Origin of the sequence: Frankia sp. CgMI4 (assembly GCF_001756285.1) — a bacterium.
Lineage (GTDB): Bacteria > Actinomycetota > Actinomycetes > Frankiales > Frankiaceae > Frankia > Frankia casuarinae.
This window is the reverse complement of the sequence record NZ_MAQZ01000079.1, coordinates 14443-33797: the sequence shown is the minus strand read 5'-3', so window position 1 is coordinate 33797 and position 19355 is coordinate 14443. Positions and strand designations below refer to the sequence as shown.

Annotated in this window: 15 protein-coding genes and 1 pseudogene; all 16 read left to right on the top strand. The window is 70.5% G+C overall.

Features of this window, described 5'->3' with window-relative positions; all coding sequences use genetic code 11:
* Nucleotides 1-27: 27 nt before the first annotated feature.
* Nucleotides 28-915 (top strand): annotated as a pseudogene (gene truB / locus Manayef4_RS13735) (tRNA pseudouridine(55) synthase TruB); the annotation flags it as partial.
* Between the two features lie 66 nt (nt 916-981).
* Nucleotides 982-1911 (top strand): bifunctional riboflavin kinase/FAD synthetase, encoded by a 930-nt coding sequence (locus Manayef4_RS13730; RefSeq protein WP_070131858.1) that lies wholly within the window; start codon nt 982-984, stop codon nt 1909-1911.
* 184 nt (nt 1912-2095) lie between these two features.
* Entirely contained in the window at nt 2096-2365 is a 270-nt protein-coding gene (rpsO, locus tag Manayef4_RS13725) for a 30S ribosomal protein S15 (RefSeq protein WP_011437932.1), read from the top strand.
* Nucleotides 2366-2650: 285 nt separating this feature from the next.
* Nucleotides 2651-4840 (top strand): polyribonucleotide nucleotidyltransferase, encoded by a 2190-nt coding sequence (locus Manayef4_RS13720; protein ID WP_070131857.1) that lies wholly within the window; start codon nt 2651-2653, stop codon nt 4838-4840.
* Between the two features lie 9 nt (nt 4841-4849).
* Complete coding sequence (locus tag Manayef4_RS13715; RefSeq protein WP_139140091.1) at nt 4850-6253, top strand: pitrilysin family protein; 1404 nt, start codon at nt 4850-4852, stop codon at nt 6251-6253.
* Nucleotides 6254-6279: 26 nt separating this feature from the next.
* A complete protein-coding gene (dapB, locus tag Manayef4_RS13710) occupies nt 6280-7071 on the top strand; it encodes a 4-hydroxy-tetrahydrodipicolinate reductase (protein WP_070131856.1) in 792 nt (263 codons plus the stop codon).
* A 65-nt stretch (nt 7072-7136) separates the two neighbouring features.
* Nucleotides 7137-7361, top strand: a complete 225-nt coding sequence (locus tag Manayef4_RS13705; RefSeq protein WP_023840213.1) for a hypothetical protein — start codon at nt 7137-7139, stop codon at nt 7359-7361.
* On the top strand, nt 7358-7858 hold the full coding sequence (locus Manayef4_RS13700; protein ID WP_070131855.1) for a hypothetical protein: 501 nt from the start codon (nt 7358-7360) through the stop codon (nt 7856-7858). Before Manayef4_RS13705 ends, Manayef4_RS13700 begins: the two co-directional genes overlap by 4 nt.
* A gap of 498 nt (nt 7859-8356) precedes the next feature.
* Nucleotides 8357-9307 (top strand): UDP-glucuronic acid decarboxylase family protein, encoded by a 951-nt coding sequence (locus Manayef4_RS13695; RefSeq protein WP_070131854.1) that lies wholly within the window; start codon nt 8357-8359, stop codon nt 9305-9307.
* Between the two features lie 409 nt (nt 9308-9716).
* Entirely contained in the window at nt 9717-10055 is a 339-nt protein-coding gene (locus tag Manayef4_RS25015; protein WP_035958171.1) for a hypothetical protein, read from the top strand.
* A gap of 26 nt (nt 10056-10081) precedes the next feature.
* Nucleotides 10082-11149 carry a UDP-glucose 4-epimerase GalE gene (gene galE, locus Manayef4_RS13685; protein WP_070131853.1) on the top strand — a complete coding sequence of 356 codons (1068 nt, stop codon included), beginning with the start codon at nt 10082-10084 and terminating at the stop codon, nt 11147-11149.
* The gene (locus tag Manayef4_RS13680) at nt 11127-12755 is read left to right on the top strand and encodes a UDP-glucose/GDP-mannose dehydrogenase family protein (RefSeq protein WP_070131852.1); all 1629 of its coding nucleotides are present in this window, start codon (nt 11127-11129) and stop codon (nt 12753-12755) included. Before galE ends, Manayef4_RS13680 begins: the two co-directional genes overlap by 23 nt.
* 204 nt (nt 12756-12959) lie before the next feature.
* Nucleotides 12960-14282 (top strand): histidine--tRNA ligase, encoded by a 1323-nt coding sequence (gene hisS, locus Manayef4_RS13675; protein ID WP_011437924.1) that lies wholly within the window; start codon nt 12960-12962, stop codon nt 14280-14282.
* A gap of 454 nt (nt 14283-14736) precedes the next feature.
* Nucleotides 14737-15525 (top strand): FAD-dependent thymidylate synthase, encoded by a 789-nt coding sequence (thyX, locus tag Manayef4_RS13670; protein ID WP_236701433.1) that lies wholly within the window; start codon nt 14737-14739, stop codon nt 15523-15525.
* A 65-nt stretch (nt 15526-15590) separates the two neighbouring features.
* Nucleotides 15591-17999: a phosphoketolase family protein gene (locus Manayef4_RS13665; protein ID WP_070131851.1), complete on the top strand. Its 2409-nt coding sequence runs from the start codon at nt 15591-15593 to the stop codon at nt 17997-17999.
* Nucleotides 18000-18031: 32 nt separating this feature from the next.
* Nucleotides 18032-19252 carry an acetate/propionate family kinase gene (locus Manayef4_RS13660; RefSeq protein ID WP_070131870.1) on the top strand — a complete coding sequence of 407 codons (1221 nt, stop codon included), beginning with the start codon at nt 18032-18034 and terminating at the stop codon, nt 19250-19252.
* Nucleotides 19253-19355 lie beyond the last annotated feature (103 nt).

The following is a 19355-nucleotide window of genomic DNA, read 5'->3' as shown; positions in this document are numbered from 1 at the left end:
GGTCCCGGTCCCAGTCCCGGGCCACAGGTCGACGGGCTCGTCGTCGTGGACAAGCCGGCCGGCTGGACGTCGCACGATGTCGTCGCCAGGGCGCGGCGCATTCTCGGGCAGCGTCGGATCGGCCACGCGGGCACCCTCGATCCGATGGCGACGGGCGTGCTGGTGCTGGGAGCCGGCCGGGGAACCCGMCTGCTCGGACATCTCGCCCTCACCGACAAGGTGTACGACGCCACGATCCGGCTCGGCCGGACTACCACGACCGACGACGCCGAGGGCGCGCCGGTCGAGGACCGTCCGGTGGACGTCGACGCCGACCGGCTCACGCGGGCCATGGCCGCCCTTACCGGGGTGCTCGACCAGGTTCCTGCCAGCGTGAGCGCGGTCAAGGTGGGCGGGGTACGCGCGTACGCCAGGGTCCGGGCCGGCGAGGTGGTCGATCTCGCCCCACGCCGGGTGACGGTCCACCGCTTCGACCTGCTGGCGCGGCGGGCCGCGGGCGACGGGGCGGTGGACCCGGCCGGAACCGATTTGGAGGTCACGGTCGGTTGCTCCAGTGGAACATACGTGCGGGCGCTCGCCCGTGATCTCGGGGCGGCGTTGGACTGCGGGGCGCATCTGACCGCCCTGCGGCGCACCGCCGTTGGTCCCTTCGACCTGGCGGGCGCAGTGACTCTCGACACGTTCGCCGAGCTGGGGCCGCGGGCGGTCACATCGCTGACCGACGCGGTCGCGGCCGGCTTCCTGCGCCGCGACGTGACGGCGGAGGCGGCAGCGGACGTGTCCCATGGCCGACGGTTGCCCCCGGTGGGACGGCCGGGTACGTACGGCGTCTTCGGTCCCGACGGGACCGTGCTGGCCCTGGTCGAGGAGACCGAGCATGCGGTCCGGTCGCTCGTCGTCTTCGCCCCGGTCTAGTCCGGCGGCCCCGGCCGGGGTTCGGTGGCCCGACAGCGCCCCACGAGAATGTCCTAGGCTTCGCACGTGCAAACGTGGCGAGGGGCGGAGAACACGCCTGTCCAGTGGCGGGGCGGGGTCGTCACGATTGGCTTCTTCGACGGGGTGCACCTCGGGCACCGGCAGATCATCGGCCGGGCGGTCCGGCTGGCGCGGGAACGCGGTGAGCGTTCGCTGGTGTTGACCTTCGACCCGCATCCCGGTGAGGTGCTGCGACCCGGCAGCCATCCCGCCCTGCTCACGACGCTGCGTTTCAAGGCCGAGCTGTTGGCCGGGACCGGGGTGGACGCGCTCTGCGTCGAGCCGTTCACGCTGGAGTTCAGTCGGGTCTCCCCGGCTGACTTMGTGCACGGGATACTGGTCGAGCGGCTGCGGGCGAGCGTGGTCGTGGTGGGGGAGAACTTCACCTACGGTCACCGGGCCGCCGGGACRCTCGCGACGCTGTCGGAGGCGGGCGCCCGGGAGGGATTCGAGGTTGACGGGGTCCGTCTCGTCCGCTCCGGCGAGCAGGTGCTCTCCTCGACGGCGATCCGTGCCCGGGTGGCCGAGGGCGACGTGGCGGCTGCGGCGGCCGCGCTGGACCGGCCGCATCGGGTCGAGGGTGTCGTCGTGCACGGCGACGCGCGTGGCCGCACCATCGGCTATCCTACGGCGAACATCCAGGTGACGCCGTGGGCCGCCGTTCCGGCGGACGGCGTGTACGCGGGCTTCGCCTGCTGGTCCGGCCGCCGCCAGCCCGCCGCCATCTCGATCGGTACGAATCCGACGTTCKAGGGACGCGACCGGCGCGTCGAAGCGTTTCTCCTGGACTTCGACGAGGATCTCTACGGCGAGTACATGGCCTACGAGTTCACCCATCGGCTGCGTCCGACCCTGCGCTTCGACTCGGTGGCCGAGCTCGTCACCCAGATGGCCGCGGATGTGGAGGCCACCCGCGCGGCAACCCTGCTCGTCTGAACTCGGCTGAACTCGTCTGAACTCCGCCGGTGGCCGAGCGGCTCTCCTCGGGTTGATAGGCTTCCCGGTCAGGCGGGTGCGGTGTGTCCGGACCGGACGGCGATGATGCCGAGGTCCGGTGATCGATCCGGGTGGGGAAGACCCCGGACGCGCGCCGTCCCGAAACAGAAGGAGAAGGTGGAGCGTGCCGCTCGCGAGCGACGTCAAGCAGAAGATCATGTCCGATTACGCCACCGTCGAGCGGGACACGGGCTCGCCCGAGGTGCAGGTCGCGATGCTGACCCGTCGGATCAGTGACCTGACCGAGCATCTCAAGGTGCATAAGCACGATCACCACAGCCGCCGCGGTCTGCTGCTGCTCGTCGGCCGTCGCCGACGGCTGCTGAACTACCTGGCGAAGACGGATATCAACCGATACCGCGCTCTGATCGAGCGACTCGGGCTACGGCGGTAGCGCGAAGAGGGGGAGCGRCCCGGGTGGGACGCTCCCTCTGACGCATCGGGGGTAGGTACCGAATGCGTCGAGCCGTCGGCGGAGTCGTCCGCTCGGCGGTGTGGAGGACCTGGCCGGGTCCGTGGTGGTGCGAGCCGCCGGTCCTCGGTCGTGGTCGCCGGGATGGGTACGGGCACCGGACCCGGGGACTTCGACTGAGCACCGGCATCCTCGTTGGCGTGGACCCGGCCGTAGAAGAGGCTCGGCCGCGTGGATCCGGCCGAGGAAGAGGATGGAGTGGTTCGAGTGGACGACTCGACACATGCGGCCGAAGCGGTCATCGCGACCCCGGCCGGAGACCGGACGGTTCGGTTCGAGACCGGACGTCTCGCCAAGCAGGCCGCCGGCTCCGCCGTCGCCTACCTGGGCGACACGATGGTGCTCTCGGCGACGACGGTCAGCAAGCAGCCCAAGGAACAGCTCGACTTCTTCCCGCTGACGGTGGATGTCGAGGAGCGGATGTACGCGGCCGGGCGCATCCCCGGTTCGTTCTTCCGGCGGGAGGGCCGCCCCAGCGAGGACGCGATCCTCACCTGCCGGCTCATCGACCGGCCGCTGCGGCCGTCGTTCGCCAAGGGGCTGCGCAACGAGATCCAGGTCGTGGCCACCGTGCTCGCCCTGGATCCCGACACCCTTTACGACGTGGTCGCCATCAACGCGGCCAGCGCGTCGACGACGCTGTCCGGCCTGCCCTTCACCGGGCCGATCGGTGCGACCCGGGTCGGGTTCGTCGACGGCGAGTGGATCGCCTTCCCGACCCATGCGGAGCTCGCTCGGGCGACCTTCGACATGGTCGTGGCCGGTCGGGTGATCGAGGACGGCTCGGACGTCGCGATCATGATGGTGGAGGCCGAGGCGACCCCGGGCACGGTCGAGCTGCTCGCGCACGGCGCGCCGGCTCCCACCGAGGAGGTCGTGGCCGCGGGCCTCGAGGCGGCGAAGCCCGCCATCCGTGAGCTCTGCCGGGCCCAGAGCGAGCTGGCCGCGCTCGCCGCGAAGCCTGCCCGGGAGTTCCCCGTCTTCATCGACTATCACGACGACGTGCTGGACGCGCTGTCCGCGGCAATCGGCGACGAGCTGTCCGCCGCGCTGCGCATCCCCGGCAAGGCTGAGCGCGAGAACGAGCTCGACCGGGTCCGCCAGCTCGCGGCCGAGAAGGTGGCCTCCCAGTTCGAGGGGCGAGAGAAAGAGATCGGCGCCGCCTACCGGGCGCTGACCAAGAAGCTCGTCCGCTCCCGCATCGTGACCGAGAGCGTGCGCATCGACGGTCGCTCGACAACCGAGATCCGCGCGCTGTCGGCCGAGGTCGACTACATCCCGCGGGTACACGGCTCGGCGCTGTTCGAGCGGGGCGAGACGCAGATCCTCGGCGTCACGACCTTGGCCATGCTGCGCATGGAGCAGACGGTCGACACGCTCAACCCCGACCGCACCAAGCGGTACATGCACAACTACAACTTCCCGCCGTACTCCACCGGCGAGACCGGCCGCGTCGGTTCGCCGAAGCGCCGAGAGATCGGCCACGGGGCACTCGCCGAGCGGGCCCTGCTCCCGGTGCTGCCCAGCCGCGAGGAGTTCCCCTACGCGATCCGGCAGGTATCCGAGGCGCTGGGTTCGAACGGGTCAACGAGCATGGGCTCGGTGTGCGCGAGCACCCTGTCGCTGCTCAACGCCGGGGTACCGCTCAAGGCGCCGGTCGCCGGGATCGCGATGGGCCTCATCCACGCCGACGACTCCTACGTCACCCTGACCGACATCCTCGGGGCCGAGGACGCCTACGGGGACATGGACTTCAAGGTCGCCGGCACCCGGGACTTCGTCACCGCGCTCCAGCTCGACACCAAGCTCGACGGCATCCCGGCCTCGGTCCTCGCCGCGGCGCTCCAGCAGGCGCGCGGGGCGCGGCTCGCGATCCTCGACGTGATGGCCGAGGCCATCGGCAGCCCGGACGAGATGTCCGCTCACGCCCCGCGGGTCATCTCCRTCAAGATCCCGGTGGACAAGATCGGGGAGGTCATCGGACCCAAGGGTAAGATGATCAACCAGATCCAGGCGGACAGCGGTGCCGAGATCACCGTCGAGGACGACGGGACGATCTACATCGGCGCGGTGGACGGTCCGTCGGCGGAGTCCGCCCGGTCGGCGATCAACGCGATCGCCAACCCGCAGATGCCCGAGGTCGGCGAGCGTTATCTGGGGACGATTGTGAAGATCACCAATTTTGGGGCCTTCGTCTCGCTCACCCCGGGCCGGGACGGCCTGCTCCACGTCAGCAAGCTCAAGACACTCTCCGGCGGTAAGCGGGTAGAGAAGGTGGAGGACGTCCTGACGGTGGGCCAGAAGCTCCAGGTCGAGATCACCGAGATCGACAGCCGCGGGAAGATCAGCCTGTCCCCGAGCGCCGAAGCCGCCGACGCGGCGGCCGCCGCCTCCTGACGGCCCGTCGTGTCCGACACTCCCACGCCCGACCTGACCTGCTCAGCGGGGACCGCCGGCGCGCCGCGGAACAAGCCGGTTCCCGGCGCCCGGGCCGCGCACCTGCTCGCTRCTGGCGGAGTCAGTGGCGAATCGTTGCTGGACGGCACGGCGCGCCGCACCGTGCTCCCCGGCGGTCTGCGGGTCATCACCGAGCGGGTCCCCGGGGTGCGCTCGGTCGCGATCGGCGTCTGGGTCGCGGTGGGCTCGCGCGACGAGACGCCGGTGACCGCCGGATGCTCCCACTACCTGGAGCACCTGCTGTTCAAGGGCACGCCCAGCCGGGACGCGTTGACTATCAGCGCGTCGGTCGAGGCGGTCGGCGGGGACATCAACGCCTTCACCGGCAAGGAGTACACCTGCTACTACGTGCGGGTGCTCGACTCCGATCTCGCGATGGCCGTCAACGTCATCGCCGACATGGTCACCAACTCGCTGGTGACAGCCGACGACGTCGAGGCCGAGCGTGGCGTGATCCTGGAGGAGATCGCCATGTACGAGGACGACCCGGGTGACCTCGTCCATGACGTATTCGCGGCGGCGATGCTCGGGTCGTCGGTACTCGGCCGCCCGGTGCTCGGGACGACCGAGTCGATCGAGGGGCTGGGCCGGGAGACCATCGCGGACTACTACCGCTCCCGGTACGTCCCGCCGGCGATGGTGGTCTCCATCGCCGGCAACCTGGCGCACGACCGGGCGCTGGCGCTGGTCGCCGAGGCGTTCGCCGACCGTCTGACGGTGAGCGCCGAGCCGTTCGAGGTGCGTGGCGGATCGTACGACTACCCGCCGCCGCCCGGCATCGTCGTGACCGACCGGCCGACCGAGCAGGCGCATCTCGTGCTCGGCACCAGGGGACTGTCCCGGCGCGATCCGCGCCGTTACACGCTCGGCGTGCTGTCGACGGCGCTGGGCGGTGGGATGAGCTCGCGGCTGTTCCAGGAGATCCGGGAGAAGCGGGGGCTGGCGTACTCGGTGGGCTCGTTCGCCTCCCACTTCGCCGACGCGGGCCTGTTCGGCGTCTATGCCGGATGCGCCCCCAAGCGTGCCGACGTGGTCCTCGAGCTCGCCCGTGAGCAGGTACGCCAGATCGCCGAGCACGGGATCAGTGCCGAGGAACTCGACCGGGCCCGTGGGMAGAACCGCGGCTCGATGATCCTCGGCTTGGAGGACACCGGATCCCGGATGAGCCGCCTCGGCAAGAGCGAGCTCGTCCACGGTGAGGTCCTGTCGGTCGACGAGATCATCGCCCGGGTGGACGCGGTCACCCTCGACGATGTCACCGCGATCGCGCGGGAGCTGCTGGACCAGTCCTGGGCCCTGGGCGTCATCGGACCCTTCGACGACCACGACTTCAGCGCCGCCGTCGCCCGTTAGCGACTCTCGTCCCGAGAGGTTCACCGATGTCCGACTCCGAGTCCCGCCCGGTAACCGGCGCTGTCCCGGTAACCGGGACAGCGGTGGGGGTGCTCGGTGCACGGGGACGGATGGGGTCGACGGTGTGTGCCGCCGTCGAGGCCGCCGCCGACCTGGCGCTGGTCGCGGCCCTCGGCACCGGCGATGACCGTGGTGCGCTCGCCGCGGCCGACGTCGTCGTCGACTTCACCACCCCCGACGCGGTGATGGACAACCTCCGCTGGTGCGTCCAGGCCGGCAAGCACGTCGTCGTCGGCACCACCGGCTTCGACGAGCCGCGGCTCGCGACCCTGCGTGGCTGGCTGGCCGCGGCACCGGGGGTCGGGGTGCTCGTCGCGCCGAACTTCGGGGTAGCCGCCGTGCTGATGATGACGTTCGCCGCCCGGGCCGCCCGGTTCTTCGACTCGGTGGAGATCATCGAGTTGCACCATCCCGGCAAGGCCGACGCGCCGAGCGGCACCGCCCGGCGTACCGCGCAGCTGGTCGCCGCGGCGCGTACCACCGCCGGGTTGCCGGTGGCCGGCCCGGACGCGACAACCGCCGCCCTCGACGGTGCCCGCGGCGCCCGGGTCGATGGCGTGCCGGTGCATGCCGTCCGCCTCGCCGGGCTCGTCGCGCATCAGGAGGTCCTGCTCGGGGGCGCCGGGGAGACCCTCACCCTGCGACACGATTCCTACGACCGCACCTCGTTCATGCCGGGGGTGCTGCTAAGCGTGCGGAAGGTCGGCGAGCGACCGGGACTCACGGTCGGTCTGGAGTCGCTGCTCGACCTGGACTAGCGCCGCGGGCATCTTGGGGCAGGTGTCTGCTGCCACCACGGGCCGCGAAAGATAGGTTTCCGGATGTGGTCGGACACGTTGACCGTCGTTTCCCGGCGGGTACCCGTAGCGTCTTTGGTATCGATCTTGGTACGACGTTCAGCTGCCTGGCCCGGGCGCGCCCCGACGACGTGTGCTCCCTGGTCAAGCGGCGGATGCCGGTCGTGGCGACCTTGGCGGCACCCGGGGCGCGGATCCGGCTGGATCCGGACGGCCCGGTGGCGTCGGCATCCGGTGGGGCGTCCAGGTGAGGGCCCGGTGGCTGGTGGCCGTGCTCGTCGCGGCGTGTGGCTTCTACCTCGGGCTGATCGGGTGGCGGGGAATCCAGTTGCTCGGCGACGATCGCTGGGCGGCCCGTGGACTCGGTCTCGGTGTCGTGCTGCTTCCGATGATCGGCGCCGTCGTCATCCTGCGTGAGCTGCGTTTCGGCCGCGACACCGAGCGGCTTGCCCGGATGTTCGACGTAGCCGCGGATGCGACGGCTGACGTCGAGTCCGGCACCGCCCGCGGCTTCGACCCCGGCGCCCGTGCCGACGAGCCGGTTCTCGTGCGCCGGCCGTCGGGCCGGATCGACCGCGCCTCGGYCGACGCCGCGTTCGCCCAGCGTCGGGCGGAGGTCGAGGCGGCGCCGGGTGAATGGCGTCGCTGGTACCGGCTCGCGGTCTCCTATGGAGATGCCGGGGACACCCGCCGGGGACGCGCCGCGATGCGTCACGCGATCGTCCTTGAGCGGCACTCCCGCGGGTGACCGTGCTCCGTCCCCTGGCGGTGAATTGCTCATCCAATGCAGGCGGCTCCGGGACGGCCATTGACATCTCCCGTAGGGAGTCGGGCGCCATCGGTGACGGGTGGTTATATCGTATCGACGTGGCTAGGAGGGAGACTGGGCCGGGCCGCGTACTTAACGCGTCGATGACCTGTGTACGATGCCGCAGAGGGTCGGCGTTGTCGGCCATCAGACTACTGGGGGGTAGTGCGGTGTTCGTGTCCTGCGGCCATTCGAGATCGGTCCGGCAGTGTCCATGCTGAGTGCTCCGGCGGGTGAGCAGCTACTGATCCTCTGATCTCCGATCATTTGATGTCCGTTTCCCCCGATCCTCCAACCTGGCCTCGCGGCGCGATCTGATCGGATGCGCCGCCTCCTTCGCATGGCTCAAGGGAGGACGCCCGTCGTCGCCGGACTCCGGACAGCGATCGACGGRCACTCTCCGGGGTCCTCTGTATTCCAGATCCGGGAGCACACGACGTGCGTGCGATAGTGACCGGCGGCGCCGGTTTTCTGGGCAGTCATCTCTGTGAACGCCTACTGGGCGGCGGCTACGAGGTCATCTGTTTCGACAACTTCATCACCGGCCGGCCGGAGAATGTGGAGCATCTGCTCGCCGACCCACGTTTCCGCCTGGTCAACCGGGATGTGAATGATTTCATTTATGTTTCTGGTCCGGTCGACGCCGTGTTGCACTTTGCGTCCCCGGCATCTCCGGTGGATTACTACGAGCTGCCGATCGAAACGCTCAAGGTCGGCTCGCTCGGTACCTTCCACGCCCTTGGCCTGGCGCGGCAGAAGAATGCTCGGTTCCTGCTCGCCTCGACCTCGGAGTCCTACGGCGATCCACAGGTCAATCCCCAGCCGGAAGGCTACTGGGGCAACGTGAACCCGGTCGGCCCGCGCAGTGTGTACGACGAGGCCAAGCGCTTCTCCGAGGCGGTGACCATGGCCTATCGGCGCAAGCACGGTGTCGACACCGGTATTGTCCGCATCTTCAACACCTACGGCCCGCGGATGCGGGTCGATGACGGTCGCGCCATTCCCGCCTTCATCTCCCAGGCGCTGCGGGGCGAGCCCATCACGGTCGCCGGTGACGGAACCCAGACCCGGTCCATCTGTTACGTCGACGACCTGATCGACGGCATCGTCCGACTTCTGCACTCGGACCTGCCCGGGCCCGTGAACATTGGGAACCCGCACGAGATGTCAATCCTCGACACCGCGGTGCTCGTCCGTGACCTGTGCRGATCGACGGCGCCGATCACCTTCGTCCCGCGGCCCCAGGACGACCCCTCGGTGCGTCAACCCGACATCACCCTCGCCCGGACCCTCCTGGGCTGGGAACCGAAGACGAGCCTGCACGACGGGCTCACCCGGACGATCTCCTGGTTCGCCGGCCAGCTCGCGGAGAGCCGTCAGGTCGCTTGACCGGCGTCACAGGTGTCCCGCCCCGCCACCGAGCTTTCCGGGGACGTGGCTTTCCAGGAACGTGGCCGCGCGGGGAACGTGACTTTCTGTTTGCGGGGGGAGGGTTCGTGATGGCCGGCGCCACGCCGTGTGCACCGCCGCGTTACGTGAGATCGGTGGCATTGGTCCGCAACCCGCCGAGGATGTCAGCGCCACCTACCTGCCGTGCGCGCTCAGGCCGAGGCGGGGCCCTCGCCGCCGATGCGTGGGCGAACGGCGACGGGCCCGGGACGTCCGCGGCAATGGTGACCCGAGAGTTCCCGTGGCCACGCCACCTCCCGGACATCTTCTTCCGGGACGTGGGCCGCCGGTCCCGGGTGCCGTGCGCGCGGTTCTTGCCACCGGCCGTGCACTACCCGACGCTGGCGCTGTGACCGGACCGGGGCTCCTGCTCGCGCCGATCGTCTGGTTCACCGGGATCGCCGCGGCCGCTACCAGGTCGGCGATGCACCGACCTGGGGGTTATGTTCTGCTGTGCCCGATGTCCGTCGCCCCGGGTGTGCCCGTGCCCATCGCGGTGTTCGCTGCCCGAACGGTCGGGACCGCGCGGTCCAGCCGAAGGGCGGTGGCGGTGGCGGTGGCCGTGGCCGTGGCCGTGGCCGTGGCCGTGGCCGTGGTACGGATCCTAGCCGCCGTCGGGTTGATCCTGCTGCCGGGATCGGTTGTTCCGGGCCGGTGTGGAGCACCGGTGACGAGTTGTTTCAGTTGATCACCGAAGAAGTGGATAACCGAGCTATGACGTCGACGAGTCGAGCCGAGAYGGTCCTGGTGACCGGGGCGACGGGGTTCATCGGCTCTCATACCTGGGTGGACCTGCTCGCCGCGGGTCATCGGGTAGTGGGAGTGGACAACTTCGTCAACAGCTCACCGCGGGTGCTGGACAGGCTGCGTAAGGTGGTGGACGGCGACATCGACTTCGTGCGGCTCGATGTCCGTGACCGGGCGGCGCTCGGTGACGTGTTCCGCCGATGGAAGATCGATTCCGTTATTCACTTCGCCGCTCTCAAAGCCGTCGRCGAGTCGGTCGACATCCCGCTGGAGTACTACGACACGAACGTCAACGCGACGTTGGGTCTGGTCCGCGTGATRGCGGAGCACGGCGTGCGCCGGCTGGTCTTCTCGTCCTCGTGCGCAATCTACGGAGCGGCGGACAAGGTACCGATCGCCGAGGACACGCCGGCCCGCCCGACCAATCCCTACGCGCGCACCAAATGGATGTGCGAGCAGATCCTCGCCGACCTCTGCGCCCGGGATCCGTCCTGGCACGTGACGTCCCTGCGATACTTCAACCCCGCCGGGGCGCACGAGTCGGGCCTGCTCGGCGAGGATCCCCGTGGGGTGCCGAACAACGTCATGCCCTACCTGGCCCAGGTGGCGGTCGCCCGGCGCCCGGAGCTGTCCATCTTCGGCGACGACTACCCCACGCCCGACGGCACGGGCGTACGCGACTACATCCACGTGGTCGACCTGGCGGAGGGCCATCGACTCGCTCTCGATCATCTCGATGACCAGGCGGGACATCGGGTCATCAACCTCGGGACCGGCGCTGGCACCTCCGTGCGGGAACTGCTCGCGGCCTTCTCCGCGGCCTGCGCTCGTGATCTCCCCAGTCGCGTCGTGGYGAGGCGGCCGGGGGACGTCGCCGCCCTGGTCGCCGACGCGGCGCTCGCCCGTACGGCACTCGGCTGGTCAGCCCGCCGGGATGTCGCGGACATGTGCCGGGACGCCTGGGAGTTTCAGCGTCTCAATCCAGGGGGGTACGACGATGAGGAGGAGCCTGATGAGCTCGTCGGACAGCCTTGATGATGCGGCGGCGCCCGGAACCGGGCCTCGTCCACGCCTGACCGTCATCGGCACCGGGTACCTGGGGGCCACCCACGCGGTGTGCATGGCGGAGCTTGGCTTCGAGGTGCTCGCCGTGGACGTCGACCATTCGAAGATCGAGCGGTTGTCCGCGGGGGAGATCCCGTTCTTCGAGCCCGACCTCGCCGACCTCCTGCGCGCGAACCTCCGGACCGGACGGCTGCGTTTCACCACCTCCTTCGAGGAGATTGCCGAGTTCGGCGACGTGCACTTCGTCTGTGTGGGCACCCCCCAGCGTGCCGACGGTTACGGGGCGGACCTGAGCCACCTGCACGCCGCCATCGAGCGCCTCGCGCCGCTGCTGACCCGGCCGTGCCTCGTGGTCGGCAAGTCGACGGTGCCGGCCGGCACGGCTGCGGGGCTCGCCCGGAYGATCGCGCAGCTCGCCCCGGCGAACCGCCCGGTCGCGGGCGAGACGGCGCCCGGCGCGGCGGGGGCCGACGGGTTGGGCCGCGTCGAGGTGGGTCATGACGGGTTGGGCCATGACGAGGTGGACGAGCCCGCCGCCGACATCTCCAGCGATCTCGCCGGCGTCCAGCTGGCCTGGAACCCGGAGTTCCTCCGGGAGGGCTTCGCGGTGGCCGACACCCTGCGACCGGACCGGCTCGTCTTCGGTGTCGCCTCCCCGGCTGCGGAGGGAGCGCTGCGGGCCGCTTTCGCGCCGGTGATCGCCCAGGGGGTGCCGGTCATCGTGACCGACTACGCGACGGCCGAGCTGGTGAAGACGGCGGCCAACTCCTTTCTCGCGACGAAGATCTCCTTCATCAACGCGATGGCGGAGGTGTGCGAGGCGGTCGATGCCGATGTCCTGACGCTGGCCGAGGCGCTGTCCCACGACGTGCGCATCGGCGGGAACTTCCTGCGTCCGGGGGTGGGGTTCGGGGGCGGCTGCCTACCCAAGGACATCCGGGCCTTCCAGGCCCGCGCAGACGAGCTCGGGGTCGGTGCGGCGCTGCGTTTCCTGCGTGAGATCGACGAGATCAACAATCGTCGCCGGGACCGTGTGGTGGACCTGGTCACCGCGGCCCTCGACGGCACGCTGGTCGGCCGGCGCCTCGTCGTGCTGGGCGCCGCRTTCAAGCCCAACTCCGACGACGTGCGGGACTCCCCGGCGCTCGCGGTCGCGGGGCTACTGGCCGAGACCGGCGCCGGGGTGACGGTCGTGGATCCGGTCGCGACGCACAACGCCCGGCAGGCCCTGCCCGGCCTCGCCTACAGCGACTCCGTCGAGGCCGTGGTCGAGGGGGCCGACGCGCTGGTCCTGCTCACCGAGTGGCGCCAGTTCGCCGACCTGGACCCGGCCCGGCTCGGGGCCGTGGTCCGGCGCAAGGTCGTGGTGGACGCCCGGCACGCGCTCGACGCCGACCAGTGGCGCCAGGCCGGATGGGTCTACCTGGCCCCCGGCCGGCCGACCGGCGTCATCCCGAGCTCGTTGCCGGAGCAGCGGCACCGGGGGGACGGAGCGCCGCCGGCGCCGGTCGAGCAGTGCGGCGAGRCGGGTGCGCGGCTCGCGGAGGTCGAGGCGCGCGCGGGGCACCCGGTGTGATCGACGGGATGGGGCCCGGTGGAACGGGCCCCATCCCCGCCGTGGAATCGCTCTCCGGCTGTGAGGTCAACGAGCCCCACGCGATAGGCTGCTGCTTATGCGTCTCCTCGCTCGACATCGGTGACTGCCACCCGGCTTCGCGGTTGACCGTGCCCGGGGCGGCAGGTGCCCGTCCGTTCGAGATGATGAGGAGATTCCGCGGCGATGAGTGACGCGCCGATCGTCCGTCCCCTGCCCGTGAGCGGATTTCCCGAGTGGCTGCCCGAGGTCCGTCTCGTCGAGCAGCGCTGGCTCGACACCATCCGAGCGACGTTCGAGCGGTACGGCTTCTGCTCGGTGGAGACCCCCTCGGTCGAGGCGCTCGAGGTGCTGACCGCGAAGGGGGAGACCTCCCAGGAGGTCTACATGCTACGCCGCCTGCAGGCCGACGCCGACGACGACAGCGCCCGCCTCGGCCTGCACTTCGACCTCACAGTGCCTTTCGCGCGGTACGTGGCCGCCCACTTCAACGACCTCGTGTTCCCGTTCAAGCGCTACCAGATCCAGCGGGTGTGGCGGGGGGAGCGTCCTCAGGAGGGCCGCTTCCGCGAGTTCACCCAGTGCGACATCGACGTGATCAACGTTGATCAGGTGCCCCTGCACTTCGACGCGGAACTTCCCCGCATCGTGCACGAGGTCCTGGGCACCCTCGGCGTTCCGCCCTGGACCCTCAACATCAACAATCGCAAGGTGCTCCAGGGCTTCTACGAGGGTCTGGGCATCGGCGATCCGCTGGCCGTCATCCGGGTCGCCGACAAGCTCGACAAGATCGGCCTCGCGGGGGTGGAGGGGCTGCTGACCACCGCGGTCGGGCTCGACCCGGACCAGGTGCGCGCCTGCCTGGAGCTCACGGGCATTCGGGGCTGCGATCCCGGCGTCGTCGAGGAGGTACGCCGGCTCGGGGTGAAATCGGACCTGCTCTCCGAGGGGCTYGACGAGCTCGCCGCGGTTCTCGGCGATCTCGCCGACCTGCCCGCCGGCGACGTGGTCGCGGACCTCTCGATCGCCCGCGGTCTCGACTACTACACCGGGACCGTCTACGAGGCGAAGTTCGTCGACTGGCCGGACTTCGGCAGCATCTGCTCGGGGGGGCGGTACGACAACCTTGCCGGCTCCTTCATCCGCCGCAACCTCCCCGGCGTCGGGATCTCGATCGGCCTCACCCGCATCTTCGCCAAGCTCCTGGCCGAGGGCCTGCTCACCACCGGGCCGTCCAGCCCCGCCGACGTGCTGGTCGTGATCCCCGCCGCGCCGCGCCGCGCCGCCGCCCTCGCGACGGCCGCCGAGCTGCGCACCCGGGGGCTGCGGGTGGAGACCTACCACCAGCCGGACAAGGTGGCCAGGCAGGTCCGCTACGCCTCCCGCAAGGGCATCGGATTCGTCTGGTTCCCGCCCTTCGACGATGGCCGGGCGCACGAGGTGAAGAACATGGCCACCGGGGACCAGTCCGCGGCGGACCCGGCGACCTGGACCCCGTCCGCGGGCTGACCGGCGGGCCCGGGGGTCGTGCGCAGCCCGCGGTCCGATGCGCGCGGCGGGCGTGCCGCCGCGCCATCGCCGGGAGGCTGTCCGTCGTGACGTGGCCGGGCGGCCGGGGATTGACGGGGGCGGAGATCCCCGGCCGCGCCATGCCACGCCGTGAGGGCGGGCACTGCGACTCCTCGTCGCTGGGGACTGACGAGGCGTCCACCTCCGGTGTACCACGCGGGTCGTGACTGCCAATCCCCGCGCGTCGATCGGGTGACCGGACGGGTAAGTGGATGCCGACACGATCCCGGTTGGGCGATTGCTGGCCCGGTCGGGTGATTGCAGGCCTGGCGTCCGGGTGCATGCCGCCGCCGGGTGAGGTCCCCGCGCCCCGGCGGATGGGCGCCGTCTATCGTGGGCGGAGTCCGCCAGCGACCGGGCAACGGGTCCCGCGTCCAGATGATGGATGATGGAGGTGGCAGTGTCGCAGCCGACGTCCGAACCGACGTCCGAACCGACGTCCGTGCGGCTTCGGGTCCAGGTGATCGCCAAGACCGAGTTCATCCCCCCGGACGACGTGGCCTGGAGCACCGACGCCGACGGCGGTCAGGCCCTCGCCGAGTTCGCCGGGCGGGCCTGCTACCAGAGCTGGAACAAGCCGAATCCGGCGACCGCGACCAACGCCGGCTACCTACGGCACATTCTCGACGTCGGGCATCTGTCCGTGCTCGAGCACGGGACCGTATCGCTCTATCTCACCGGGGTGTCGCGCAGCCTCACCCATGAGCTGGTCCGGCACCGGCACTTCTCCTACAGCCAGCTCTCCCAGCGCTACGTCCCCGAGCGGGACGCCGCCGTGGTGGAACCGGAGGTCATCGCGGCCGATCCGGAGCTGCACGCCCTGTTCCAACAGGCCGCGGCGGCCTCGCTGGAGGCCTACGGGCGCCTGTTGGAAGGTCTGGAGAAGCGGTTCGCCGACGTTTCCGCGCCCATCTCACGGCGCAAGCAGGCGCGCCAGGCGGCCCGGTCGGTGCTGATGAACGCGACCGAGACCCGGATCGTGGTCACCGGGAACTACCGGGCGTGGCGRCACTTCATCGGGATGCGGGCGAGTGAGCATGCCGACGTGGAGATCCGCGGGCTTGCCGTCGCCGTCCTGCGGGAACTGCTCCGGGTGGCGCCCAACGTGTTCGCCGACTTCCGGATCTCGACGCTGGATGACGGCACCGAGGTCGCCTCCAGCCCGCTGGTGGGGGAGGGCTGAGCGCCGGACCTTCCCGCCGCCGGCCGTCTATTGATTTACTGGGAGAAAGAGAAAGAGTACAGCCGATGACGAGCGTCGTCGACGCCGAGCGGAGCGGGGCGGATCCGGCCGCGGGGCCGTTGTCCCCGGCGGAGCTTGACCTCATCCACGCCTACTGGCGAGCGGCGAACTATCTGTCCGTCGGACAGATCTACCTGCTCGACAATCCCCTGCTCACCGAGCCGCTGCGTCCGGAGCACGTCAAACCGCGCCTGCTCGGGCACTGGGGCACGACTCCCGGCCTGAACCTCATCTACGCCCATCTGAACCGCGTGATCCGGGCAAAGGACCTGAACGCCATCTACATCATCGGTCCGGGTCACGGCGGTCCCGGCATCGTGGCGAACGCCTACCTGGAAGGCACCTACAGCGAGGTCTACCCCTCGATCGGCCGGGATGTGGCGGGGATGCGGCGGCTGTTCCGRCAGTTTTCCTTCCCCGGCGGAATTCCCAGCCACGTCGCGCCGGAGACTCCCGGGTCCATTCATGAGGGCGGCGAGCTCGGTTACGCGCTGACCCACGCCTACGGCGCGGCCTTCGACAATCCCGACCTGGTGGTCTGCGCCGTCGTGGGGGACGGGGAGGCCGAGACGGGCCCGCTCGCGGCGAGCTGGCACTCCAACAAGTTCCTCGACCCGGGTCGCGACGGCGCGGTGCTGCCGGTCCTGCACCTCAACGGCTACAAGATCGCCAATCCGACGATCCTGGCCCGCATCCCCGAGCAGGAGCTGACCGCGCTCCTGCGTGGCTACGGGTACCATCCGTACTTCGTGGTCGGGGACGACCCGGCCGCGGTGCACCAGCGGATGGCGGGCGTCCTGGACGCCGCCGTCGGYGAGATCCACGAGATCCAGGACCGGGCCCGCCGCCACGGCCGCACCGAGCGCCCCACCTGGCCGATGATCGTGCTGCGGACCCCCAAGGGGTGGACCGGGCCGGCCACTGTTGACGGCCTGCCGGTCGAGGGCACGTGGCGGTCCCACCAGGTGCCCGTCGCGCAGTTGCACGACAACCCCGGGCACTTGGCCCAGCTGGAGGCGTGGCTGCGCTCCTACCGGCCGGAGGAGCTCTTCGATGCCGGCGGCGMCCCGCGGGCCGAACTCGCCGCGCTCGCCCCCCGCGGTCCCCGGCGGATGAGTGCGAACCCGCATGCCAACGGGGGCGAGCTGCTGCGTGATCTGACTCTTCCCGACTTCCGTGACTACGCGGTCGRCGTCACCRCCCCCGGGACCACCCTCGCCGAGCCGACCCGGATCCTGGGCGCGTTCCTACGGGACGTGGTGGCCGCCAATCCGAGCACCTTCCGGGTGATGGGCCCGGATGAGACCGCCTCCAATCGGCTGGGTGCGCTCTTCGAGGTGACCGACCGCGTCTGGAACGCCGGGACGGAACCGACGGACGAGCACCTGGCCGTGGACGGTCGGGTCATGGAGGTGCTTTCCGAGCATCTGTGCCAGGGCTGGCTGGAGGGCTATCTGCTCACCGGCCGGCACGGGTTCTTCTCCTGCTACGAGGCGTTCATCCACATCGTCGACTCGATGGTCAATCAGCACGCGAAATGGCTGAAGACCACCCGGCACATCCCGTGGCGGCGCCCGATCGCATCGTTGAACTACCTGTTGACCAGCCACGTGTGGCGGCAGGACCACAACGGCTTCTCCCATCAGGACCCCGGATTCATCGACCACGTCGTGAACAAGAAGGCCGAGGTCGTCCGGGTGTACCTGCCCCCGGACGCGAACACCCTGCTCTCCGTCGGCAACCACTGCCTGCGCAGCCGGCACTACATCAACGTGATCGTGGCCGGCAAGCAGCCGGCGTTGAACTACCTGTCGATGCCGGCGGCGATCGCCCACTGCACCCGTGGCCTGGGCATCTGGGACTGGGCCAGCAACGACCACGACGCGCCCGGCGACGGGCTGCCGGATGTGGTGATGGCCTGTGCCGGGGACATCCCGACCCTGGAGACCCTCGCCGCGGTGGACCTCCTGCGCCAGCACTTCCCCGATCTGAAGGTGCGCGTCGTCAACGTCGTCGACCTGATGTCCCTGCAGGACGAGGCGGAACATCCGCACGGCATCTCGCACGCCCGCTTCGACGCGCTGTTCACCACCGACMGGCCGATCATCTTCGCCTACCACGGCTATCCCTGGYTGATCCACCGGCTGACCTACCGGCGGCACAACCATCACAACCTGCATGTCCGTGGCTACATCGAGGAGGGGACGACCACCACCCCGTTCGACATGGTCATGCTGAACAACCTCGACCGGTTCCACCTGGTGGCGGACGTCATCGACCGGGTACCGAGCCTGGGCGCCCGCGCCGCRCACGTCCGGCAGCAGATGATCGACGCGCGGCTCGCGGCCCGGACCTACACCCGGGACCACGGCGAGGACGCCCCGGAGATCCGGAACTGGACTTGGCCCTACTGAGCCTCGCCCCTACCGAGCCCCGCCCCGTCGCGATGAACGTCCTGGTGGTCAACGCCGGATCGGCCAGCCTCAAGCTGCGGCTGATCGGCCCGGACGACGTCCTGCTCGCCGCGCGCGATCTCACCGCGCCAGCCGGTCGGGTGGACCCGGCCGGGGTCATCGCCGCGTTGCGCGAGCTCACCCACGAGGGTGGCCAGCCGGGCGCGGTCGGGCACCGCATCGTGCACGGCGGGACGGATTTCACCGCACCCGTGGTCGTCGACCGGGCCGTGGCCGAGCGGCTGCGGAGGCTGACCGCCCTCGCCCCCCTGCACCAGCCTGCGGCACTTGCCGCCCTCGACGAGGTCGGGGCGGCCGTGCCCGAGGTGGCGCAGGTCGCTTGCTTCGACACGGCGTTCCACAGCCGGATGCCGGCGGAGGCCATCACCTACGCCATCCCGGCCGAGTGGCGGGAGCGGTATGGCATCCGCCGGTACGGCTTCCACGGCCTGTCCCACGCCCACGTCTCCCGGCGGGCGGCCGCGCTCACCGGGGCGCGGCGCATCGTGACCTGTCATCTCGGCTCGGGCGCGTCGCTCGCCGCCGTTCTCGACGGGGTGGGGGTGGACACCACGATGGGCTTCACCCCGCTGGAGGGCCTGGTGATGGCCACCCGGTCCGGCACCGTGGATCCCGGCGCGCTGCTGTGGCTGCAGACGGAGGCGGGACTGAGCGCGCACGAGCTCACCGATCGCCTGTTCACCTCGGCGGGGCTGCGCGCGCTCGCGGGGACGGCGGACATGYGGGATGTCGAGTCCGGCGTCGCCGCGGGTGAGCCTGCCGCCGCGCTGGCGCTGGCGGTCTACCTGCACCGGCTGCGCGCCGGGATCGCCGCGATGACCGCCGCGCTGGGCGGGCTGGACGCCCTGGTGTTCACCGGCGGCGTCGGGGAGAACTCCGCCTCCGTGCGGSCCGGGGCCGYGGCCGGACTCGGCTACCTGGGCGTGGCGGTGGATCCCGAGCGTAACGATCCGGCCCGGGCCGGTGGTACGGGTCTGCCGGGCGGCACGGGCCCATCTGGTGGTACGGGCCCATCTGGTGGTACGGGCCCATCTGGTGGTACGGGCCCATCTGGTGGTACGGGCCCATCTGGTGGCACGGAGCGCGAGATCGGCGTGCCGGGGGCCGCCGTGCGCACGCTCGTGATCGAGGCACGCGAGGACCTGGAGATCGCCCGCGGGACCCGGGCGGCCCTCGCTGGTGGCAATGGGTGATGGTAGTCCGGCATTACGGTAATGTCCCGGGTGGCGGGTGCGATCCTGGCGGACCCGCGCGCCGCCGGATGGCACCGCCCGGACGATCCGGTGGCGGTACTCT